The organism is Gimesia benthica (assembly GCF_009720525.1).
Lineage (GTDB): Bacteria > Planctomycetota > Planctomycetia > Planctomycetales > Planctomycetaceae > Gimesia > Gimesia benthica.
Genome location: NZ_CP043930.1, coordinates 2,822,501 through 2,843,270 on the forward strand (window position 1 = coordinate 2,822,501; position 20,770 = coordinate 2,843,270).

General features: G+C 54.2%; 18 protein-coding genes. 8 read left to right on the forward strand and 10 right to left on the reverse strand.

The window, feature by feature from the left end:
- The first annotated feature begins 76 nt into the window (after window positions 1-76).
- Together F1728_RS10665 and rpiB are read left to right on the forward strand one after the other, a co-directional pair.
- Window positions 77-1,339 carry a PQQ-like beta-propeller repeat protein gene (locus F1728_RS10665; protein ID WP_155364088.1) on the forward strand — a complete coding sequence of 421 codons (1,263 nt, stop codon included), beginning with the start codon at window positions 77-79 and terminating at the stop codon, window positions 1,337-1,339.
- Window positions 1,340-1,487: 148 nt separating this feature from the next.
- On the forward strand, window positions 1,488-1,949 hold the full coding sequence (gene rpiB / locus F1728_RS10670; RefSeq protein WP_155364089.1) for a ribose 5-phosphate isomerase B: 462 nt from the start codon (window positions 1,488-1,490) through the stop codon (window positions 1,947-1,949).
- Between the two features lie 90 nt (window positions 1,950-2,039).
- On the opposite strand, the gene F1728_RS10675 is transcribed toward rpiB, so the two are convergent.
- From F1728_RS10675 to F1728_RS10685, 3 genes are all read right to left on the reverse strand, one after another.
- A complete protein-coding gene (locus tag F1728_RS10675; RefSeq protein ID WP_155364090.1) occupies window positions 2,040-2,519 on the reverse strand; it encodes a carboxypeptidase-like regulatory domain-containing protein in 480 nt (159 codons plus the stop codon).
- Window positions 2,520-2,553: 34 nt separating this feature from the next.
- Window positions 2,554-3,498 carry a DUF1559 domain-containing protein gene (locus tag F1728_RS10680; RefSeq protein ID WP_155364091.1) on the reverse strand — a complete coding sequence of 315 codons (945 nt, stop codon included), beginning with the start codon at window positions 3,496-3,498 and terminating at the stop codon, window positions 2,554-2,556.
- Window positions 3,499-4,031: 533 nt separating this feature from the next.
- Window positions 4,032-5,561: a N,N-dimethylformamidase beta subunit family domain-containing protein gene (locus tag F1728_RS10685; protein ID WP_155364092.1), complete on the reverse strand. Its 1,530-nt coding sequence runs from the start codon at window positions 5,559-5,561 to the stop codon at window positions 4,032-4,034.
- A 224-nt stretch (window positions 5,562-5,785) separates the two neighbouring features.
- Here F1728_RS10685 and F1728_RS10690 point away from each other — a divergent pair, with 224 nt between their 5' ends.
- The 3 genes from F1728_RS10690 to F1728_RS10700 all read left to right on the forward strand — a co-directional run bounded on the left by F1728_RS10690 (window position 5,786) and on the right by F1728_RS10700 (window position 9,639).
- Window positions 5,786-7,063: a M20 metallopeptidase family protein gene (locus F1728_RS10690; RefSeq protein ID WP_194242767.1), complete on the forward strand. Its 1,278-nt coding sequence runs from the start codon at window positions 5,786-5,788 to the stop codon at window positions 7,061-7,063.
- A gap of 4 nt (window positions 7,064-7,067) precedes the next feature.
- Window positions 7,068-8,183, forward strand: a complete 1,116-nt coding sequence (locus F1728_RS10695; protein ID WP_155364094.1) for a carboxylate-amine ligase — start codon at window positions 7,068-7,070, stop codon at window positions 8,181-8,183.
- A gap of 79 nt (window positions 8,184-8,262) precedes the next feature.
- On the forward strand, window positions 8,263-9,639 hold the full coding sequence (locus tag F1728_RS10700) for an excinuclease ABC subunit UvrC (RefSeq protein ID WP_228030637.1): 1,377 nt from the start codon (window positions 8,263-8,265) through the stop codon (window positions 9,637-9,639).
- Window positions 9,640-9,658: 19 nt separating this feature from the next.
- Here the strand turns inward: F1728_RS10700 and F1728_RS32565 are convergent, their stop codons facing one another.
- The 7 genes from F1728_RS32565 to F1728_RS10735 form a co-directional block, all read right to left on the reverse strand.
- Window positions 9,659-9,874 carry an SMI1/KNR4 family protein gene (locus F1728_RS32565; protein ID WP_155367368.1) on the reverse strand — a complete coding sequence of 72 codons (216 nt, stop codon included), beginning with the start codon at window positions 9,872-9,874 and terminating at the stop codon, window positions 9,659-9,661.
- Window positions 9,875-10,111 carry a hypothetical protein gene (locus tag F1728_RS10710; RefSeq protein ID WP_155364096.1) on the reverse strand — a complete coding sequence of 79 codons (237 nt, stop codon included), beginning with the start codon at window positions 10,109-10,111 and terminating at the stop codon, window positions 9,875-9,877. It abuts the gene before it with no gap.
- Between the two features lie 35 nt (window positions 10,112-10,146).
- Window positions 10,147-11,427 (reverse strand): hypothetical protein, encoded by a 1,281-nt coding sequence (locus F1728_RS10715; RefSeq protein WP_194242768.1) that lies wholly within the window; start codon window positions 11,425-11,427, stop codon window positions 10,147-10,149.
- Window positions 11,428-11,996: 569 nt separating this feature from the next.
- On the reverse strand, window positions 11,997-13,625 hold the full coding sequence (locus F1728_RS10720; protein ID WP_155364098.1) for a phospholipase D-like domain-containing protein: 1,629 nt from the start codon (window positions 13,623-13,625) through the stop codon (window positions 11,997-11,999).
- 1 nt (window position 13,626) lies between these two features.
- Entirely contained in the window at window positions 13,627-14,403 is a 777-nt protein-coding gene (locus F1728_RS10725; protein WP_194242769.1) for an endonuclease/exonuclease/phosphatase family protein, read from the reverse strand.
- A 68-nt stretch (window positions 14,404-14,471) separates the two neighbouring features.
- Window positions 14,472-14,939: a sll1863 family stress response protein gene (locus F1728_RS10730; RefSeq protein ID WP_155364100.1), complete on the reverse strand. Its 468-nt coding sequence runs from the start codon at window positions 14,937-14,939 to the stop codon at window positions 14,472-14,474.
- Between the two features lie 276 nt (window positions 14,940-15,215).
- Window positions 15,216-15,422: a hypothetical protein gene (locus F1728_RS10735; RefSeq protein WP_155364101.1), complete on the reverse strand. Its 207-nt coding sequence runs from the start codon at window positions 15,420-15,422 to the stop codon at window positions 15,216-15,218.
- Window positions 15,423-15,627: 205 nt separating this feature from the next.
- Here F1728_RS10735 and F1728_RS10740 point away from each other — a divergent pair, with 205 nt between their 5' ends.
- The 3 genes from F1728_RS10740 to F1728_RS10750 all read left to right on the forward strand — a co-directional run bounded on the left by F1728_RS10740 (window position 15,628) and on the right by F1728_RS10750 (window position 20,757).
- The gene (locus F1728_RS10740) at window positions 15,628-16,569 is read left to right on the forward strand and encodes a hypothetical protein (protein ID WP_194242770.1); all 942 of its coding nucleotides are present in this window, start codon (window positions 15,628-15,630) and stop codon (window positions 16,567-16,569) included.
- A gap of 291 nt (window positions 16,570-16,860) precedes the next feature.
- A complete protein-coding gene (locus tag F1728_RS10745; RefSeq protein WP_155364103.1) occupies window positions 16,861-17,877 on the forward strand; it encodes an endonuclease/exonuclease/phosphatase family protein in 1,017 nt (338 codons plus the stop codon).
- A 765-nt stretch (window positions 17,878-18,642) separates the two neighbouring features.
- Window positions 18,643-20,757, forward strand: coding sequence for a glutamine synthetase III family protein (locus F1728_RS10750; RefSeq protein WP_155367369.1), 2,115 nt, complete (start codon window positions 18,643-18,645; stop codon window positions 20,755-20,757).
- Window positions 20,758-20,770 lie beyond the last annotated feature (13 nt).

The window sequence follows — 20,770 nt, forward strand, 5'->3', positions numbered from 1 at the left end:
AAGATAATCTGTCTTTCCCTGCGCGTTCAAAACAAAGGTACAGTTAACCCAGCCTCAATCAGGAGGGCCTGCTGACGTGAGTGTTTCCCGAATTTTCTCTCTCTGCGTACTCTCAACCGTCTCTGTAATCACTGCCCCTGCACTGCTCTCAGCTGAGGACTGGTTTGAATTTCGTGGCCCGACCGGCCAGGGACATTCTTCCCAGACATCGCTGCCGACCGCCTGGAGCCCGACCGAACATGTGCTGTGGAATACCAAGATTCCCGGCGTTGGCTGGTCGTCTCCGATTATTGTCGGCGAGAAAGTATTCGTCACCACCGCTGTCCCCGAGGGGGATGGCCCCATGCCCGAGCAGTCGCTGCGGGTAGTCTGCCTGGATCTGGAGTCGGGTAAGATTCTCTGGGATAAAGAGATCTTCCAGGAAACCAAAGAGACCGTACAACGGATTCACAAGAAGAACAGCCACGCCAGCCCAACACCGATCTCAGACGGTAAAGTACTCTATGTGCATTTCGGTACGCACGGCACCGCCTGCCTGACATTGGACGGAGACGTGGTCTGGAAGACAAATGCCCTCAAATATGAGATGCAGCATGGCAACGGAGGATCGCCGATCCTGGTCGACGATAAACTGGTTGTGATCTGCGACGGTAAAGGTTCCAACTTCATCGCCGCCCTGGATCGCAAGACGGGCGAGATCGCCTGGAAGGTGGAACGGAACGTTGATGGCCGGAAAAAGTTTTCGTTCGCCACGCCGCTGCTGATCACCGTGAACGGGGAAGAACAGATTGTGGCCCCGGGCACCGATGTGATCTCGGGACATTCTCCCAAGGACGGCAAAGAGATCTGGCACCTGGATTACACTGGTTACTCCGTCATCCCCCGCCCGATTTACAGTCATGGTCTGATCTTCGTGACGACCAGCTACGACCGCCCTACTCTGCTGGCAATTCGTCCGGACGGTAAAGGGGATGTGACGGAGACGCACCTGGCCTGGTCCAACAAGAACCAGATTCCGCATACACCTTCACTGCTGGTCGTGGGCGACGAGCTATATACAGTGAGTGACAAAGGGATTGCCCAGTGTTTTGATGCCAAAACCGGCAAACTGCACTGGAAAGAACGCGTGGGCGGTAACTACTCTGCCTCTCCACTGTTCGCAGATGGCAAGATTTATTTCCAGAGCGAAGAGGGGGAAACCACGATCATCGCTCCTGGAACAACCTATAAAGAGATCAGCCGCAATCACCTGAAAGAGCCGACACTCGCGTCTTACGCCGTCGCCGGTGACACGCTGCTGATTCGCACGAAATCACAACTCTACCGGATTGGGAAGTAAGACCTCGATTCACCGTTAACCCTTTTTATTTGATCCGGCGTTCCCTGCCGATGTGAGCGGGCACTGCGGTCTCTGTTGTGTGAGATCCCTGCTCGACGCGTCCGAAGAGCGCCCCTGCACGATTGCTCGACACTAGAATTTCAAACGCATGACCGCTCCAGTACCTTCAGAAGAACCTGTTAAGAAAATTGTAGTTGCCTCCGACCACGCCGGTTATCGCTACAAACGACGAATCATCGAATACCTGACGCAACAGGGCTACCAAGTCGAAGATTTCGGCACCGATTCGACCGAGTCGGTCGATTACCCGGACTTCATCTTCCCTGCCGCTAAAGCAGTGGCTGCAGGTGAGTTCGAGCGAGGCATTGTGCTGGGAGGATCAGGAAACGGCGAAGCGATTGCCGCCAATCGGGTCAAAGGGGTGCGCTGTGCCTTGTGCTGGAACGAGAAGTCAGCCCGACTGGCACGACAGCATAACAATGCAAATATGATCTCGCTGGGCGAACGTATGGTCTCGATGCACGACGTGTATGAGATCATCGATATCTGGCTGAATACCCCCTTTGAAGGGGGACGTCACCAGAGACGCATCGAAAAACTGGACGAGTAACAACTGGACGACTTACACACAAACAGGCTGTGACACTCCCGGGTGCCACAGCCTGTTTTTTTGAATGCATCGCTCCAGTGAACGACAATCTCAAGGATTACTTTTGAGATCGAACTGGAACGAGGTGTGGTCGGCGTCGACGGTCGCTTTGAGGGTCGACTCTTGATTGTACGCCGCGGGAATCTTGCCGGGAGCCGGTTTCTGCTTGCCCCCTTCATCCGAGTTCCCTGCATCGTCGGGGGCCTCTCCCATGCCTTCGGGATTACCGGCCATCCGAATACGGACCGTTTTGTCACCGATCAGGCAACCCGATTTTTCTGTGTTGAACATCAGGTCGAAATTGCCGCTGGAGTCCGTCACACCAGCGGAGTAGGTGCCATCGGGGGCTTCGAAAGCGACCTCGGCACCGGACAGAGGCTGCCCGTCGAGGGTCACGGTTCCGGAGACATCGACCAGACCGAGCTGGCTGTAATCGGGATGGATCGAACCACCACAGCCGACCGTTGCGCTGAGCAGACAAAGGGTCGCCAGCATTCGAACCGCGCGACCGGAAATTAGAAACAGTTTCATCAGAGATCACCTTTAAAATCAATCAGCATGGATGTTACGGAGTCACGACTTCCCGGCCATTGCGTGTAGCCAGGCCGCGGTAGACGTTCAGATCCATATTCTCCGAGAGGAAATGAACCGAGCCATCCGCATAGGCCATGTGTCCGCCCCCGACGTGCCAGCTGCCGTAAGAAAGTTCCATCAGATGTCCGCTGACGGTCGGTTCGGTGCGACGGGCATTCATCCGGGGATAGGCTGAGCCGACGAACTCGGTGAACTCCGTTCCGCCTGTGCCGTTATTACAACCGCAGGGATCGGTCTGGGGAGAACCGATGACCCAGTGGTCCATGGACTGCCCGTCTTTGCCGAACTCGATGTCGGTCTGCGTTTCGCCGAGCATGAAGGTATTGGAGGTTCCGTCTTTGATATCGCGGAGCACGACGCTGCTGCAGGCGTAGAACAGACCGTTCTGCGTGGTGTCTTCCAGCGACCTGGTGCCCGTGATCTTGGTCGATTCATCATCCGAAGAAGCTTCAGACCCGGAGTTCCCGAGGTAAGTCGAGGGGGCCCGGTTCGGGATGCCGTTGAAGCTGTAGTGCTTTTTGATGGGAGCACTGGGGCAGACGAGTACGGGGAGATAGGTGCTGGCAGCGGTAGTATTGGCAGAACCGGAGTCCCAGTTGCCGTCACCTGATTCCTGGAAGATGAGGGTGTTGTAAATGTTGGCCCGGTCGATCATGGGTAGAATCATGGCACTCCAGCCGGCCCCGCGCTGATCCCAGCCGAAGGGGAGCAGACCGTGGACATCGTGGTAGTTGTGCATGCCGATGGCGAGCTGCTTGAGATTGTTTTTACATTGTGAGCGACGGGCGGCTTCGCGTGCCTGCTGAACGGCGGGCAGGAGCAAGGCGATCAGAATGGCAATGATCGCGATGACGACCAGCAGCTCAATCAGAGTGAAGCCAGTGCGTCGTCGGTGTGCGTGGGCGTTGGGTAACATTCGGTTTCCTCACATGAACGGGATAAAGCAATCACAAAATCAGGTGTGTCTGTTTGCACCTGATCGAATCAGTCTGCGAGCCTGGCAGTGAAATTGCTGAAGTTCCAGATACTGCGGCGGCGGGTTGGTGGTGTGCAGGCAGCACAACCGGAATGAGCGGGAACTCAGCCTGTAAACGCAGTACTTTATACCCGGCCTGTTGAAAGATTTAATGAAGCGCCGGTAAATACCGGGGAGCAGAGAGCACTCTTATTTTGAAAAAATGTGTTCTGCAGTCCGTGGTCCCAAGGCCACCCCACCAAACCCATAACCACTTTCAGCAAAGACACTTACAACCGAACCACAAGCTATTCCACCAGGGTATCCAGGGCGATCTATCAGCAGTCTGCAGTGCTGAAATCGAGCCATCCCGCTGCAGTAAGAAGATTTCGTGAGTTTCGTTTGAAGTCCTGATCAATCTTGCCGGAGAACTGTGCTACACAAAAAAACGCCCCGTAAAAACGGGGCGTGGTGAAGCTGTCGTTCGCTCTGCTTCAGGAGATCGCGCGGCGGATGATGTTGTGTGTAATTCGCTGCACACGTTCATCGGGTCCGTGCGGTCGGGACCAGTGTGACCAGGGAAGCATGTGCCCGGGCGGGCTGGAGAGATCCTGACACCAGAAGATGGTCGAAGCGTTAAACACGAAGTTGTTCTTCGGGCCGGGGTAAATCGTAGCGGTCCACTCTTGTGGATTCACGCCTCCCTGCAGGGCGGTTCCTTTTGCCACGACTTCGAGTCCGGGAATGTCCTGTGGTGGATCGCCGTGATATTCCCAGCCGATAAGACCGGGAATCGAGTCTCCTTTTTTCATGCCCGTCCCTTCGAAGATCCAGTGGTCGGGCAGTTCGCAGACCCAGTCGCCGCCCCCGTTGACCGGATCAACATTACGGGATCCCATCAGGTAACCTTCGTCGGGACCGCGGTGCGGGAAGGGGCCGTTGTCTCGCTCACGGTCTTCGGCGTATTTATATTTTCCGCCGTAAGGACCACCGCGGAACATGATCCGTTTGGGACGCCCGTCGGTGCTGTTCAGCAGCGGTGTGACCCAACAGACGGAATTACCAGAGAAGAAGAGCAGGTTCACGCCCGCGTCGCGCATTTTGACCGCCGACTCGTACTGGCGAATATCCCAGTATTCATCGTGGCCCACCGAGAGGAACGACTTGCATTTCAGTCCGTGATCGGGGGTGATCATGTCGCTGTTGGAACAGTAGGTCACATCGTAACCATGTTTTTCCAGCCAGTAGGCGAAGGGGAATTCAAAGCAGAGCCATTCCCCCGAGCCGAGTGACTGCGGGTTCTCATAGATCTGGGCATACTTGGCATAGGGACGGTCAAAGCTGACATCGGCCCAGGGGCCTTGGTTCCCTTTGGGATGCGTGTAGACCGAATAGTTGCTGGGCCACTTGTTATAGGCCTGCCAGGTATTGTCGGAACACTGGAAGAGGATGTCCGCAGGGCGATCGTCTTTAACGATGAAGACGACATAGCTCTGCCAGTAGCCGTGACCGGTCTTATCTTTGAGTGTGGAGAGCCGGCCCAGGTAGACGCCGCTGGGCCAGTCATCGGGAATCGTCAGTGTGACCGCGGAGTCCCAGTGGCATTCGTGCAGATTCTTTTTGCCCGGTTGGGGAACGGGCTGTGGCTTGCCCTCGAACGGGCCGAGTGTGGTCATCAGCCGGGCACCGCGACCGCCGTAATAGCCGGTGCGGAAGATTTCGATTTTGAACTCTTGCGCCGGTCGGGTGGAGACCATGATGTCAATCGGCTCGCCGGCAGCGACGCTCTGCTTCGAACAGTAGCCTTCAATCTTGGACGAACGAAATCCATTGCGGCTATCGAGCATGACGCGGGTGAGCTGCCAGTCGGTGGATCCTTCTTTGAGGTTTTCCCGATGAATTAAATCGGGGTCTGCTTTGGCGGCGTGGGCACTGTTGAGTGAGAAGTTTCCGGCGAGTGAAGCCAGCGATGTTGCGACGGCCCCTTTCAACAGATTCCGGCGATCTGCATCTATCTCTTTCATGTTGCTGATTCCTAAATTCGCTGTGGTCGATTCGGTCGCAGAAATTCGGTGTGGCGGTTTCCAATAATTATTTAGGACGCTTAATTTTCTGCTTCTGCCTTTATGATAACCTTAACTTCATTAAAATAAGAAGTACAAATAAATGCTTTTTCATATCAGCCCATGATTCATCGGCTGTCGCGCAGACGGTCTGTCGGCATCATGGCAACGACGCGGAGTACTCAGTGGCCTCATTCTCAATAGATCAGACAGAAAGCCGAGCCTTTTATCAGTCACTTACGAAACAGCTGCATGAGGAGTTGGACGAGCTCGAGCCAACACTCATTCAAACACGACGCACACTGCATCAGAAACCGGAAATCAGCGGAGAAGAAAAAGAGACTTCGCAACTGATCTGCAACACGCTGCGTGACATCGGCCTCGAACCGCAGCTGATGAATAACGACATCGGTGTGGTCGCCGACATGACGCTGGGAACGCCGGCCGAGGACGCACCGCTGATCGCGATTCGGGCCGACATTGATGCGCTGCGGATCACGGACCTCAAAGAAGTCGATTACTGCTCGCATAATCCAGGTGTCGGTCACCTGTGCGGCCACGATGCTCATACGTCGATTGCCCTGGGTGTGGCGCTCGCTGCGGGACGGGTGAAGGAGCTGTTCGAGAGCGAATGGCCGGGCCAGGGATTACGGCTGCGGTTCATTTTTCAACCGGCGGAAGAGATCTGCATGGGTGCCCGCTGGATGGTGGAACAGGGCGCCCTGGAAGGGGTGAGTGCGATCATCGGGCTGCACATGGATCCGGAAATCCAGGCGGGAACCGCGAACATCCGCTATGGCGTGATGACTGCGTTCTGCGATGAAGTCCATTTTGAAATTCATGGTCGCGGCGGACACGCTGCCCGGCCGCATCACGGAAATGATCCGATCACCACGGCAGCCCAACTGATCTCAAGCCTGTATCAGAACCTGCCCCGCTCAATTGACTCGCGCATGCCGGCGGTATTTACCATTGGTCAGATCTCCTCGGGGCTGGCACCGAATGTGATTCCCGAAATTGCGGAACTGAAAGGAAGCCTGCGTTCCACCAACGACCAGGCACGCGAAGTCCTGCACGATCGGATTCAGAATATCGCCAGCGGCGTCGCCCAGAGTACGAATACCCGGATTGAAGTGCTGTTCAAATCGCCTCTACCCGCGGTCGTGAATGACAAAACGATTTCGGCCGCACTGGAACAGGCGTCGATCGACGTACTGGGGCTTGAGCAGGTCGGACTGATCGATCTGCCCAGCATGGGGGGAGAAGATTTTTCCATTTATCTGCAGCACGTACCCGGTTCGATGTTGCGACTGGGGTGTGCCCGTCCCGATCAAAAAACGGTGTTTTTGCATTCTCCCTATTTCGATATCGATGAGCGTGTGCTTAAAATAGGAAGTCGCATCTTACTGCAGGCTGCTTTGCTGCTTTCGCTGAACCCGCAACTCATCCAAAAAGGGAATTAGTACGATGGGGACCCTCTCTTTTGCCCGTAACGATTATCCGACACTGGGTGTGGAACTGGAACTGCAGCTGGTGGATGCGGAAACCTTCGCCCTCTCCAACTCGATTACGGATCTACTGCAGGGGATGCCCCCTCATATGAAAGAGACCATCAAGCCGGAGTTAATGCAGAGCTACCTGGAAATCAACACGGGCGTCTGCCGCACGGTAGGTGACGTTCGCAAAGACCTGACACAGAAACTGGAAGCGGTGACCAATGTGACCGACCAGCTGGGGCTGAAGCTGTTCTGGGCCGCGACGCACCCCTTCTCTTCCTGGCGGGATCAGAAGATAACAGTCAACGATCGTTATTACGAACTCGTGGAACTGATGCAGGACGTGGCCCGACGCCTGGTGACCTTCGGTCTGCACGTGCATGTGGGCGTTGATTCGGGCGACAAAGCGGTGATGGTCTGCGACCGGATGCTGCGTTACCTGCCGCTGCTGCTGGCACTCTCGTCGAACTCGCCGTTCTGGGAGAACCGCAACACCGGCCTGCATTCAAACCGATCCAAGATCATGGAAGGTCTGCCCACCGCGGGATTGCCGCCGAACATGCGGAACTACAGCGAATACACGTGGCTGATCAACCACCTGATCAGCACGGGCTTCATCAATACGATCCGTGAAATCTGGTGGGACATCCGTCCGCATCATAATTTCGGGACCGTGGAAATCCGCGTGTGCGACATGCCGGCCAATCTGGAACAGGTACTGTCGATCGCCGCGTTCGTGCAGTGCCTGGTGAAATGCATTTCTGATGAAATTGATGAAGGCGCCTACCAGTTGCAGCATCACCCGATGATGGTGCAGCAGAACAAGTGGCGGGCGACCCGCTACGGCATCGACGCGAGCCTGGTTAACAGCGACAGTTACCAGCTGTATTCGGTGATCGATTCGACGACGCACCTGGTCGATCTGGTCTCTCCGATGTCAGAGCGTCTGGAGTGTACGGACGAATTACAGCGGATCTACGATCTGGTTCATAACTCCGGTGCCAAGCGGCAGTTGGCCATCATGGAGGAGACCAATGATAAACGGGAAGTCGTGAAACGGATGATCGAGGAAAATAGCCTCTTCTGATTTCATCACGCCGCTTCTATAATCGTTTAGTCCGCGATCCATTCGAACAGTCACCCCGCGTTTGCAGGAATCTGATTTCGTGTCTGATTCAGACCCTCAGTCTCCAGAAGAAACTCCCACCGTCGAAACGACGTCCGCGTCGAGCGGGGAGACTCCGCAGACACCCCACGAGAAAGTACGAACGTTTCCGACCACGCCCGGCGTGTACCTGATGAAGGATGCGCAAGGCCGCGTGATTTATGTGGGGAAAGCGGTGAACCTCAAAAGCCGCGCGTCGAGTTATTTCACCCAGGCAGCTGCGGTCGAACGCAGGACGGCGGAACTCGTAACCGAAATCGCGGACATCGATTATCTGGAGACCGAGACCGAGGTCGACGCCCTGCTGCTCGAAGCGCGGCTGATCAAGGATATTCGCCCCCGCTTCAATTCCGAACTGAAAGATGACAAGACGTTTCCCTACCTGGAGATCACCACCCGCGAAGATTTTCCCCGCGTCGAGTTCACCCGCACACCGCAGAGCAAAGGGACGAAGCTCTACGGCCCCTTCACCAACGCGAAACAGCTGCGGGGGGCGATCACGGTGCTGCAGAAGATCTTCCGGTTCCGCAACTGTTCGCTGGACATCGATGAGGGGGACGAGAAGTGGCGCTGGTTCCGTCCCTGCCTGCTGCACAGCATCAACCAGTGCACGGCGCCCTGCAATCTGCGGATCAGCAAAGAGGACTACCGCAAGGACATCAACAAGCTGAAGCTGTTCCTGGACGGCAAGAAGGACCGGCTGCTGAAAGAGATGCGGAAGGAGATGCTGGCGGCGTCCGAACAGCGACTCTACGAAAAAGCGGCCCGGCTGCGGGATGAAATCGAGCTGCTGGACAACATCAACCTGCGGGGCAACCTGGAAGACCATGCGCAACCCGAGGTGTTTTACATCGACCCGAAGAAAGGCATGCAGGGGTTGAAGAAAGTCTTCGGCCTGGCTGAACTGCCGCGACGGATCGAGGGGGTCGACATCGCACATCTGCAGGGGGGCGAAACGGTGGCCAGCCTGGTGCAGTTCATCGACGGCCTCCCCTTCAAGCATGGTTATAAGCGGTTCAAGATTCGCACCGTCAAAGGGATCGACGACTTCGCCTCGATCCGCGAAGTGGTCAGCCGACGCATCCGGCGACTGCACCAGGAGGGGGAATCGTTCCCCGACATCCTGCTGATTGACGGCGGCAAAGGTCAGCTCAACGCCGCGATGACCGCGATGCGCGAACTGGGGGTCGAGCCCCCGTTCACAATCTCCCTGGCCAAGCGCGAAGAAGAGGTCTACGTCCCGGGCGAAGTCGAACCCCGCCGCCTGAGCCGGCATTCCTACGGTTTAAGACTGCTGCAATACGTGCGCGATGAATCGCACCGGTTTGCCCAGCATTACCATCATCTGCTGCGGAAGAAATCGCACTTTGATGAGTGAGGGGGAATTTTATCCGCCATCAGTCGCCCGCCTGCATTTCATGAGCTGTCAGTTCTTCTTCGAGAAATTCTCCGAATGAATTGAACACTTTTAAAAACTGCTCTGGTTCCTCATCGCTCCATTTATAAACGGGTCCCTTCTTTTTTTCAGCCAGTCGAAAGAAGAGGATCTGTTCGCCATACCGGTCGGCAAAGACGAAGGCATCTTCAGGGAGTGAAATTGATTCGGCAATCAGTTATCTTGTCCGATCGGTTAAAGAGAGCATGGCTGGATAGAAAAAGTCCAGATCACTCATGAAATGTCCGGCATGGCAGCCAATGAGCGACAGAGTTTCCAGATAATCTGCAGGGAGTGGTGCCCCCGCACATTTTTCTATTTGCCTGAGTTGCTTCTGCGAGCATCCTCTTATTTCATCAGGAGGGCAGAGTTCTGCTTGAATCAGGCGTTCCCGTAATTGTTCTGGCTTTGACATTTGGGTTCTTTCGCGATTGGGGGCTCGGTGCAATATTACTTAGTAGAATCCAGCACACGCAAGAAGCGTGCATCCCAGTCGTCAGTCTGTTTATGTTTGCCTGTCACATAACCGCTACAATAATCGACAAAACATGGCACGGTATTCAAGTGGGGGTCGATCCGCCTGAGCTTGCTCCAGGTGGCGCCAACGGGTAAGACAGCACGACCTCTGCCCGCAGCGTATCCGGCTCCCCAGGCAATATCTTGAAATTGATAGCTTGCTTTATACCTGGTCAGAATCGCTTTACCCTTAATCTCTGTTGTGCCGAATGTGGCCCAGAGCATCCCGAATTCAGCTTTCGAGTATCCATAGGGACCAGAGTCTTTCAGCAACACTACTTCAAATTGGGGTAGCCATTCGCGATCAAGCCTAAGATCGCTGAACAGGTAAAACCAGTCTAGATTCTGTGATTGCTGATCATACAACACATCAGTGTAAAATTCGCCCATTTGGGGGTACAGCTTGAGTAACCGAGAGAGCAGATCACGCTGCAGTTCCCGGTCATTCAGGCGTTGTGCTGCGTAAAACGCAGAAAAGTAGAGATAGCAGAGATCGTTGGGACTGTTCTCGTATTCTTCCCGGCTGATGCTGTAAAGCCGTTCGCTCTGTTCCAGCAGACTATTTGATACCAGTTTTAACAGTTTTTGATCCGCGCGCAAACGCGCGGATTCCAGTGAGAGTAATACATTAAACCGCCAGAGTTCACTGTCGGGTTCCTGGAGTAGTCGTTTGAAATCTTCCGGGCTCTCTTTATATGTCTCCTTTTGCAACTGATGCAGACACACATTTACACCGGAAACAAATTGTGCTAATTCTGGTGATGCCTTTCGGCTTTCAGGTGAGATCAACTGGGATTCATTACTTGCTATTTCCGGGTAGTCTAGAAAAGATGACTGCCAGACAAGCAGCGCCTGTCCTTCATCTTGTCTGGCTAACAGCTCGATCCCCGTCTCGAAAGCAGCGTACCAACCGCGACGGACACACCCGAGGCCGAACATATCGTCAATTTGACTGGAAAGTTGTCGCAATTGAGGTGTGTGCTGCTCGGCAGGAATAATAGTAAGCATAGCCAAGCCACACTGTGCCACTTCATACCTGACGGGATGATAGTGGAGGGTATGATATCCTCCGGAGGGATACTGCTTTTGCAGAAGCTGTAACACCTGCGGCACCAGTTCAATCGCGACTGGCACCAGTTTATTCTTTTCTGCATCAGGATGATTACTCTTAAGTGCCTGGTCATAGCGGGCTGCGAACCGCAGGAGTTCTACCATGGACTGATCCTGCTTTGAGAATGGTTTCTGCTCCCGTTCCAGCACTTGTTTGATCAGTTTTTCCGGTGGTACTACCACTAGTCCAGCCATGCTGGCCAGTTTCCGGGAGAGAGGGAGATCGGTTTGTGATAAGAAGTTTAGGCCTGTCCAGTAGAGCTCATTCTCCCAGCAGATTGAAAGTTGCGATTCTGCTGAGTCCTGTTCTCCTTTCGTCCAGTGCTGTAAAAGTTGCCAATACTCTTTTTCCCGGCGTAATTTTACAAGGGCACGCAGACACTGTGATCGTCGATGGTTAAGAGACAACTCCCCCGGATCGGCCTGATCGTTGAGTATCGAACGCCCCATTTGGAACAGAACGTCTTCACCTGCCTGACTGGAAGAAGAAAAGGCAGGGATGAGCATTAAAGTCATGTTCAGGAAAAGGAGTCGGCAGTGAAATCGGAATTTCATAAATCGTTTCCCCTGGAAGTAAAGGCCCGAGTCATGTCGATGATAACACGCCATGACAGCTAACCCGCCATAAATCTTTCACTTCTCCCGCTCACCTGTCGGAATCCTGTTTCTATCTTTCAGAGCGAATCGCGAAACAGATAGGACAGATTCTCGGTCAGGAAGAGTTCCACTTTTTCGTCGGAATCGTTGATTCCCGGATAGACGCCGCAGGCCTGGTAGCGTTCGTAGAAATCGGCAGCCAGGGGATCGGGGATTTCTTTGACGGTGCCTTCCCCGGGGGTGAAGCAGTAGCCGGGTCGATGCGCTCCGATGGCGTCATCGCGTGGCTGCTGGAACGAAATCAGGCCCGTTAAGCGGGTCCAGAGCGTTTCGTCCGGCCGACGGGCGACGATCCAGCTGTTCGTGTTATACCGCAACCGATTGTGGTGCTCCAGGTAATACTGGCTAAGTGCTTCATCTTCGATCCGCAGCAGCAGTTCCGTGTTGATGTACAGCGAACGGGGATCCAGATTGGGTGAGCCGAGCAGTGTCGTTGTGCCATCAATGATGAAATACTTGCAGTGCAGGGTCGTGTGGAGTTGCTCACACTCAAAGGGATTCGCCCCAAAGCCGGAAGCCGGCTGTTCGTCCGTTTTCTGATTCTCATCCGAGAGTTGTGGAAAGCTGGGAATGACTTCGGCCACATCTTCGGGAACTGCACGAATTTCATGTAGATACGCTTGGAACCGGTTGATCAGCTTTTTTCGTTGTTTGAGTCCTGCCGCATAAGTGTAAAGGTTGTCTGTGGAAACCAGGCTGTTTGTAACAATCGAGAGCAGAAAGCCGGCGTTTTGCGCGCGCAGTTTTTCCAGTCGCTCGAACCATGCAAGAGGAAAGATCGTAATCGGCGAAGTGAGATGGATACTTTTCCGGGCTGAAGCCAGGGCCTCTTCCAGCCAGTTCCCGGTTTCGTCCGGTAACCGCGTGTCGACTTGAGGCTGATCATAACAGAATTCGATCGAGCGGGGCTCAAAGAGGCGTGCGGTATAGTCTGGGCAACGCTCTGCTGCGATGGTCGAAAACGGCTCCGGCAAATCGGCCATGGTATTTGTATCTGACTGTGCCGGGGCATCGTCTTGCTCCGTTGCGAAATCCAGCAGGTTCACACTCAGATCGTGATCCCAGAAACGTGCAAACGCGTCGTGTGCTTCGGGGACGACGGGACCGCTGACCAGAATTTCCGTATCGGTAAAACAGCGGAAACGGTGCATGTCAAAATACTCATCACCCAGATTGCGGCCCCCCACGATGACGCAGGCATCGTCAAACAAGGCGATTTTACCATGCATCCGGCGGTTCAACGTTTCTCCCGAAAGCGCACCGGCCCACATGACTTCCACATCGCCGGGTTCCATCTTCTCTACGACGGGATTAAACAACCGTACTTCAACCTCACTCGAAGCCGCGAGCTGACGCAGACGTGGTAAAATTGAGTCTTCTGATTGCAGAGTAACCCAGTGGTCGAGCAGAATTCGTACTTCCACACCTTCCCGGGCACGGCGTTCGAGTTCGTTGACCAGGAAGTTTCCCGCCCGGTCATTCCGCCAGAGGAAGGTACTGAACCAGATGCGATGCTGCGCCTGTCGGATCAGTCGTTTGCGGCAGTCAAATGCGGAAAGACCTTCGCTCAGCGGTATACATCGATGCTCGCTGGCGGGAACCAGAAAAGAGGAAAGCACGGAAGAGGCCGAACTGCTTCGACTCATTTTAAAGTTCTAATTCCACTTTGACAGGAAAATGATCAGAGGCTCGACGCGCACCCGGCGAGGTGAGTATCTGGCTGGGTTGAGGTTCCAGAGCCCCGCCCGTAAAAATACGATCTAATTGTAGCAATGGAAAACGGCTGGGGAAAGTGGCACGCGGCTTTCCTGTCGGAATGCACTCTGACATCAGGGTGCGAAGCCTTCTGATCGCCCGCGACCGCCCGGTTGTGTTAAAGTCCCCCAGCAGGATCGATGCCTCGTGTTCGGTACCGGTCTGCTGAATCAACTCACACAAGGCTTGCATCTGGAGCAGATTTTCCCGGCGGTGCACGCTTAAATGCGTGTTCAGGATCGAGATGGATTTCCCCTGCCACTCTGCCTGGATTTGAAAGACACCCCGCGGCTCGCTTAACGGACTCAGCAGGGGCAGGTGAAACTCCCGGGAATCGATCAGCCGTAAGTCTTTCCGCGACAGAAAAGCCAATCCGTAGCGTCCCTGCTTTTCATGTCGACTTTGAAACTGGGCCCAGTCCACCAGACTGAAGAAGTGCGGCGTCATCTGCAGTTGTCGACCGATCTCCTCCGCCTGATGGATTTGATCTGTGCGGGGGCAGTCGACATCAACTTCCTGCAGAGCGACCACGTCCGGCTGAGCATCACCAAGCACATTCACCACCTCATCCAGAGAAGGTTCCAGTCTGGCTGAGCGGCACGAATGAATATTGTATGACACAAAGCGGAGTGAGTCTCTCTGCACATTGTCCCTTTCAATGGAGGGCACCCTGATCTTCCGCCGGCAGAATTGCGCTGCAGTAACGGGAGACCAGCAGGTGTCTCCGGAAGTTCCTGTTAAACTTCCTCGTCGATTTCATTTTCAGCATTATCGAAGGAGTTCTCCAGATTTTCCCAGGCGGTGTCCAGATCCTGTTTGAGACCTTCCCAGGCATCGGCAGAGGCATTGTTAAACTCTTCGAGTTTCTCACTTACGTGGTCGCGCTGGACTTTCAATTCGTCCATCTGCTCATTCCATTTGACTTTCGCGTCATCTTTCAGATCGCTGCCTTTTTCCTGCAGTTGATCGATCTTGACGTTCAGTTCTCTGAGCTGCTTATCCAGCTTGGCCGCGTACTCGTCGTGTTTCTGCTGGGTGAACTTTTTAGTGGTTTCGAAGGCTTCGCCGAATTCCTTAGAAACGTCCTCTTCGGTTACCGGGTCAGCAACCGGTTTTTTCACGACGACCGTTTCAGAGGTATCCTCGTTCGCACAGGCGACCAGGAACAGACTGAGACAGAGACAACAGGGGGTTACATATTTCATGGCGTTCTCCTTTTTGTTGGTGAGGGATTCTGTTTAAAGCGGCTACAGCCGCAATCACCTCTGTGTGACAGACTGTCGCAAAACACATGCCAGTGCCCAATCGGCCCGATCTGGTGGAAATACTGGTTTCTGACCGCGCAGCCTGCTTGCTGATCTGTCAGCTGCTGTCAGAATGCGAGCCGGAAACGGAATCTGATTCATGACTAAGGAGACGTTCGCATTGGACTCAATAATCTGAGCCGAAATCTGTTCGAGACGGCCAGTGGGTGAGGTTACTTAGATTGTCCAGCCACGTACGAGTGCTCGAATCACAAGAAAATGAAACAGCAATTCTGCGCCAGCGAAGAAAACCCAAGCGGTGATTTTGGTAGACTTCTTGTCCAACCGCTTTACTAGCAGCTGGTGGAAAATGAACCCCGGCAGAACGATCACCATGCTCGCCCAGGTCAACAAAATCGAAATTGCTTCACCGTCCAGCATCATCGCGTGTGCAACCTGCGTCTTTTAAAAATGAGGACAGAGCTCGGTTGGCTCTCAGTATCATGATAGCAGTGTGAAAATCACCTGCCCAAAAGGGATTTCATAATATTCGTGATTTCCATGTTTTTTTCTTATCCCCTGGAAAGTGAATTGGATATCGTGAAAAAGTAAGAGTTTTCTGTACCCACTCCTGACACAAACTCTGAACATGGTGGCGCGCCTGATGAAGCTGATGTGCAAGGTAACACTACTTACGGTTCTACCTGGTCTGTTATTCACAACGGCTAACCTCAAAGCTCAGGGCAGGAAAACAGAGAAAGAAGCCACCTGGTACGACGGTCTGACGAATAGACCGACTGAGGTTCAACCACAGAAATTGCAGCTGCTGTCGCTGCAGGTAAGCAGGCTGCCACGCGACACGTTCGGCAATGCGAAATCTCCTGTGAATCGCTTCAGTCTGAGTTCATTTCTCGCAGCCAGTGGCACCGGCGTGTACGGTACGTTCACTCTGAATGATCCAGGTACTCTGCTCTACGAAAACGAACCGAGCTTGCTGGTGAAATTCACGGATAATCGGGGGACGGATTTAACCCGAAACCCCGGAGAAGAAAAAATCAATGACTTCTTCGAAGCCAACAAGCCACTGGTCGTACGTTTGAGCGGGAAAGATCCCCGGGCGACTTTTATCGTTCGCGGGTACTCTGCCCCTGCCCGGGGAGCGGAATCGATCAATGCGACGGCTCATCTTTTTTTCCTGTCGATGAAAGAAGTCAAATCAGCTTCCGCCAGGATACCTGCTTTCCAGGCAGACCAGCAGCATCAAATCGGGCCTGTCAGTTTTACCGTCATGAAACCCATCAACAAGCAACTCGTGCGGACGGGCCGGACGGTGAATGAATCGTTTGGCCGGGGAAAACGAGAGTGGGTTTTCACAATTAAACCCCGTCTGAAACCCCTCAAGAATATAGAACTGCTGAATGCCGAGGGAGAGGTCATCAAAACCATCAACGGTCCTTACTTTCATGGCGCCAGTTTTCAATATTTTCTGGAGCCCCTGAAAGAAAAACCGACCATGATTCGCGTGAACTGGTTTGAGAAATGGAAACTGTTGCGCGTTCCTTTGAAAATCGACACTCCCCTGGGAATTTAAAAGACAGGCCCCGGAAGAAACTCAGCTTTACCAGGTGATTACCGTCGAGCAGGATCGTCTGGTCTATCAGACTAAAACGCCTACGGGAAAACGATACGATCAATTCACGATCAACAAAGAGGGAAAAAAGTATCTGAGGATCAGGCACCGCCGCTGGAGGATTGTGGGAGGAAGAAACCGGGTGCAGTCCACAGTTTTTCAACATTCACCGCTGACGTGCGTGCCTGCTCAAACTACAATTTCAGAGGCGATCTGTATCCGCACTGTTTCTTATCTGAAATCAAGCCTGGCATGACTGAACCCGAGTCGCAACCTTTTTCTCGCCCTGACAGCACGTTGGATCGGGTTGTCGCGCGGATCACCGCTGCCATCACGCTACTGTTGTGGATCGGACTCAGTATCTGTTATGCCTGGCAACCGGATGCGTGTGCTGCGGTAACCGTTTATCCGAGCTGGTGCTGGTTTGTCTGTGGTGTGGGACTGGCGCTGATGTTGTTACGGGCGAAGCGCGGACGTTTCGCCCTGGCTTCGATCGGGCTCTGGTTGCTGTTCCTGGTGGTGTTTGCGGATACGCCGCTCAGTCTGTGGCGGGGGCTGTGGAAGAGTGCTGATCCGGCCTGGCGCACACAGGCGGGAGATCAGGTTCCGTTGCGGGTTATCTCACTCAATGCGCATGGCAGCAGTCGCGCGGTGGCGGCACTCGAACAATATGAGGCGGACCTGATTCTGATCCAGGAAACGCCGGGTGTGATTCAACTCCGCGACATCAGCCAGCCGCTCCTGGGAGAGGATGCAGGCCTGCTGGCGGGTGTGGATTCTTCGATTTTGAGTCGCACGCCGATCCAGCCGCTGGCATCGACGGTCAGCTTTCTGATCGGCAAAGTGCGTCTGCAGACCGGTCGCGAGATCGCCGTGGTTTCGCTGCGACTCACACCGCCTCCGTTTCGGTCGGATTTGTGGAACCCGGACTGCTGGCGTGCGTATCGCGATCAGCGAATTCTGCAGCGGGACGAACTGCGTACACTCAGTCGACGACTCGCAGAGCTACCTGCAGACCTGCCATTGATCGTGGGTGGGGACTTCAACGTCAACCCGCGGGATCCGATCTTCCGGGAACTGCCTCCTCAGCTGCGTGATGCTTTTACGAGCGCAGGAGCGGGCTGGGGCTGCACGATTACCAACGCGGTCCCCTTCCTGCGGATTGACCAGGTACGGTGCGACACTCACTATCAGCCGGTCCGCGTCGTAGCCCAGCGAGCCGTAGACACGGACCACCGGGCTGTGATCGTGGATCTACTGTTGGATTGAGTACACAAAAGCACACTTTCGCGTGGCCAAACCTTCTGCCTTTTTTTCGTGCATGATTTGCGCGCATTCTCGGCATCTGCTCTCCAGACTGGCACGGATTGCCTGTTGTCTTCCCAGCAAGAGACAATTTTCTCCAGATTGGGCGTCCGCAGGGTGTAAGGTCGGAAGGGCTCTATTTCCGGGGGAATAAGTGGTGAAAATCCCGTACCTCTGCTTCCGGGTGTCCAAAACATCCGTTGCGGGGTCAGCGGGGAGTCGATTGTGACAGTAAATCGGGTTATCAGCTGCGGTTTGGCACACCTTCTGCTATTGTTAAGAAATATTCTTCTTCACAGGAAGTTCTGAGCCAATCTGGTGTAAGCTCGCGGGCGAATCACCCGCCGATCGACTCCAGTTTCGAAATCAATCACATAAACACAATTAGATATAACCTCACTCAGAATCTCCGGATGCGGGTTCCCTGGAGCGGCACGTGGCAATGACTGCCCGGCGACGTGAACGGATCAGGCCGCCAGGCCCGCACTCTTGATTATCCTGGATGAATCTCCGTTTCACCGGTGATGCGCTTCACGTATGAGTGGTATCGGCCGGTTGTTTTGTCAGTCGTATTAATCGCCCTATGAAAAGGTCAAAACAGTGAACACAGCAACTTCGAGTGCGTCCACTTCGTATTCCGGTGGCAGCAATGGCACCAAAACCACCGTTGGTTCAACCCGTTCCGCCGCCATCGCCGCAGTCACCAGCTACAAGCCAAGTTATCCTCCGATGAACTACAAAGAAGAACCCACCGCACAACTTTTCAATGCCAACGTCTTCTCCAAGTCAGTTATGAAAAAACGACTGCCGAAAGAAGTCTACAAGAAACTGGTCAAAACCATCGAAGCTGGTGAGAAACTGGACTGCTCGACTGCAGACGTTGTTGCTTCCGCTATCAAAGACTGGGCCATCGAAAAAGGTGCCACTCACTACGCACACGTTTTCTACCCCCTGACCGGTTCCACCGCAGAAAAGCACGACAGCTTCCTCTCTCCCGATGGAGACGGCGGTGCGATTGCTGAATTCAGCGGTTCACAGCTGATCCAGGGTGAGCCCGATGGTTCGAGCTTCCCGACCGGTGGTATCCGCGTGACATTCGAAGCCCGTGGTTACACCATCTGGGACGTCACCAGCCCCGCTTACATTCTGGAAAACACCAACGGAACCACTCTGTGCATTCCAACGGCTTTCGTTTCCTGGACCGGAGAAGCTCTCGACAAAAAAACTCCCGTGCTGCGTTCGATGCAGGCTCTGAACGTCCAGGCACAGCGGATTCTGAAGCTGTTCGGTCACACTGACGGCAGCCTGGTTTCTTCTACCGCCGGTCCGGAACAGGAATACTTCCTGATCGACAAGAACTTCTACTACGCCCGTCCCGACCTGCTCAACGCTGGTCGTACCCTGTTTGGCGCCAAGCCTCCCAAGGGACAGGAATTTGACGATCACTACTTCGGTGCCATCCCCGACCGTGTTCTGTCTTTCATGTTTGAAGCCGAACGCGAACTGTTCAAACTGGGGATTCCCGTTAAAACCCGTCACAACGAAGTGGCACCGGGTCAGTTCGAAATTGCACCGCTGTTTGAATCTGCCAACATCGCAACCGACCATCAGCAGCTGCTGATGACCACACTGCGTCGCACTGCAGAAAAACATGGCATGGTCTGTCTGACTCACGAAAAGCCTTTCGCTGGCGTGAACGGTTCAGGGAAACACGTCAACTGGTCAATGGGTAGTTCCTCTCAGGGCAACCTGCTTGATCCCGGCGATACTCCTCACGAAAACGCCCAGTTCCTGCTGTTCTGTGGTGCCGTCATCCGTGCGGTTCACAAGTTCCAGGGCCTGCTGCGATCCGTCGTTGCATCCGCCAGTAACGACCATCGTCTGGGTGCTAACGAAGCACCTCCAGCCATCATTTCAGTCTTCCTGGGTGATCAGCTGACTGACGTCTTCGAACAGATCAAAGCCGGTGGTGCTAACTCTTCAATTCCGAAGGGCACACTGACCGTCGGCGTCGATGTACTGCCTCCGCTGCCGAAAGATGCGGGCGACCGTAACCGAACCAGCCCGTTCGCCTTCACCGGTAACCGGTTTGAATTCCGTGCTGTTGGTTCTAATCAGTCTATCGCCGGTCCGCTGGTTGCGATGAACACCATCGTCGCTGAATCACTGGATTACTGTGCGACCAAACTGGAAGAAGCCACCGGTGGCGATCCTGCCAAACTGAACTCTGCCCTGCAGACACTGCTGACCGAGATCATGAACGAACATGGTGCCGTCATTTTCAATGGCGACGGTTACAGTGACGAATGGCACGCTGAAGCGGAAAAACGGGGTCTGCTGAACCTCAAAACCACCGCAGACGCTCTGCCGATTCTGCAGACAGAAGAAGTCAAAGAACTGTTTACCAAGTACAGCGTCCTGTCGGAACGCGAACTGGAAAGCCGTCTGGAAATTTACCTTGAGCAGTACGTCATGTCGATCAAGGTCGAGTACAACCTGACACTGAAGATGGCCAAGACCATGATCTTCCCGGCTGTCATCCGTTACCAGGGCGAACTGGTTTCCAACTGTGCCAGCCTGAAAATGCTGGACTACGAGTTCGACACCAAGACCCTGGACAAGGTAACTGCACTGGTGAAAGCACTGCAGGACAGTATTGGCGAACTGGAAGCCGCTGGTGCCGAAAACGGATCAGAAGATCTGCTGGCCGAAGCGAACTACTACTGCCATACGATTCTGCCGCTGATGAACAAAGTCCGCGAATATGCAGACGAACTGGAAGGTATTGTGGCCGACGATCTGTGGCCGCTGCCAACCTACCAGGAAATGCTGTTCATCAAATAATCATCTTGATGAA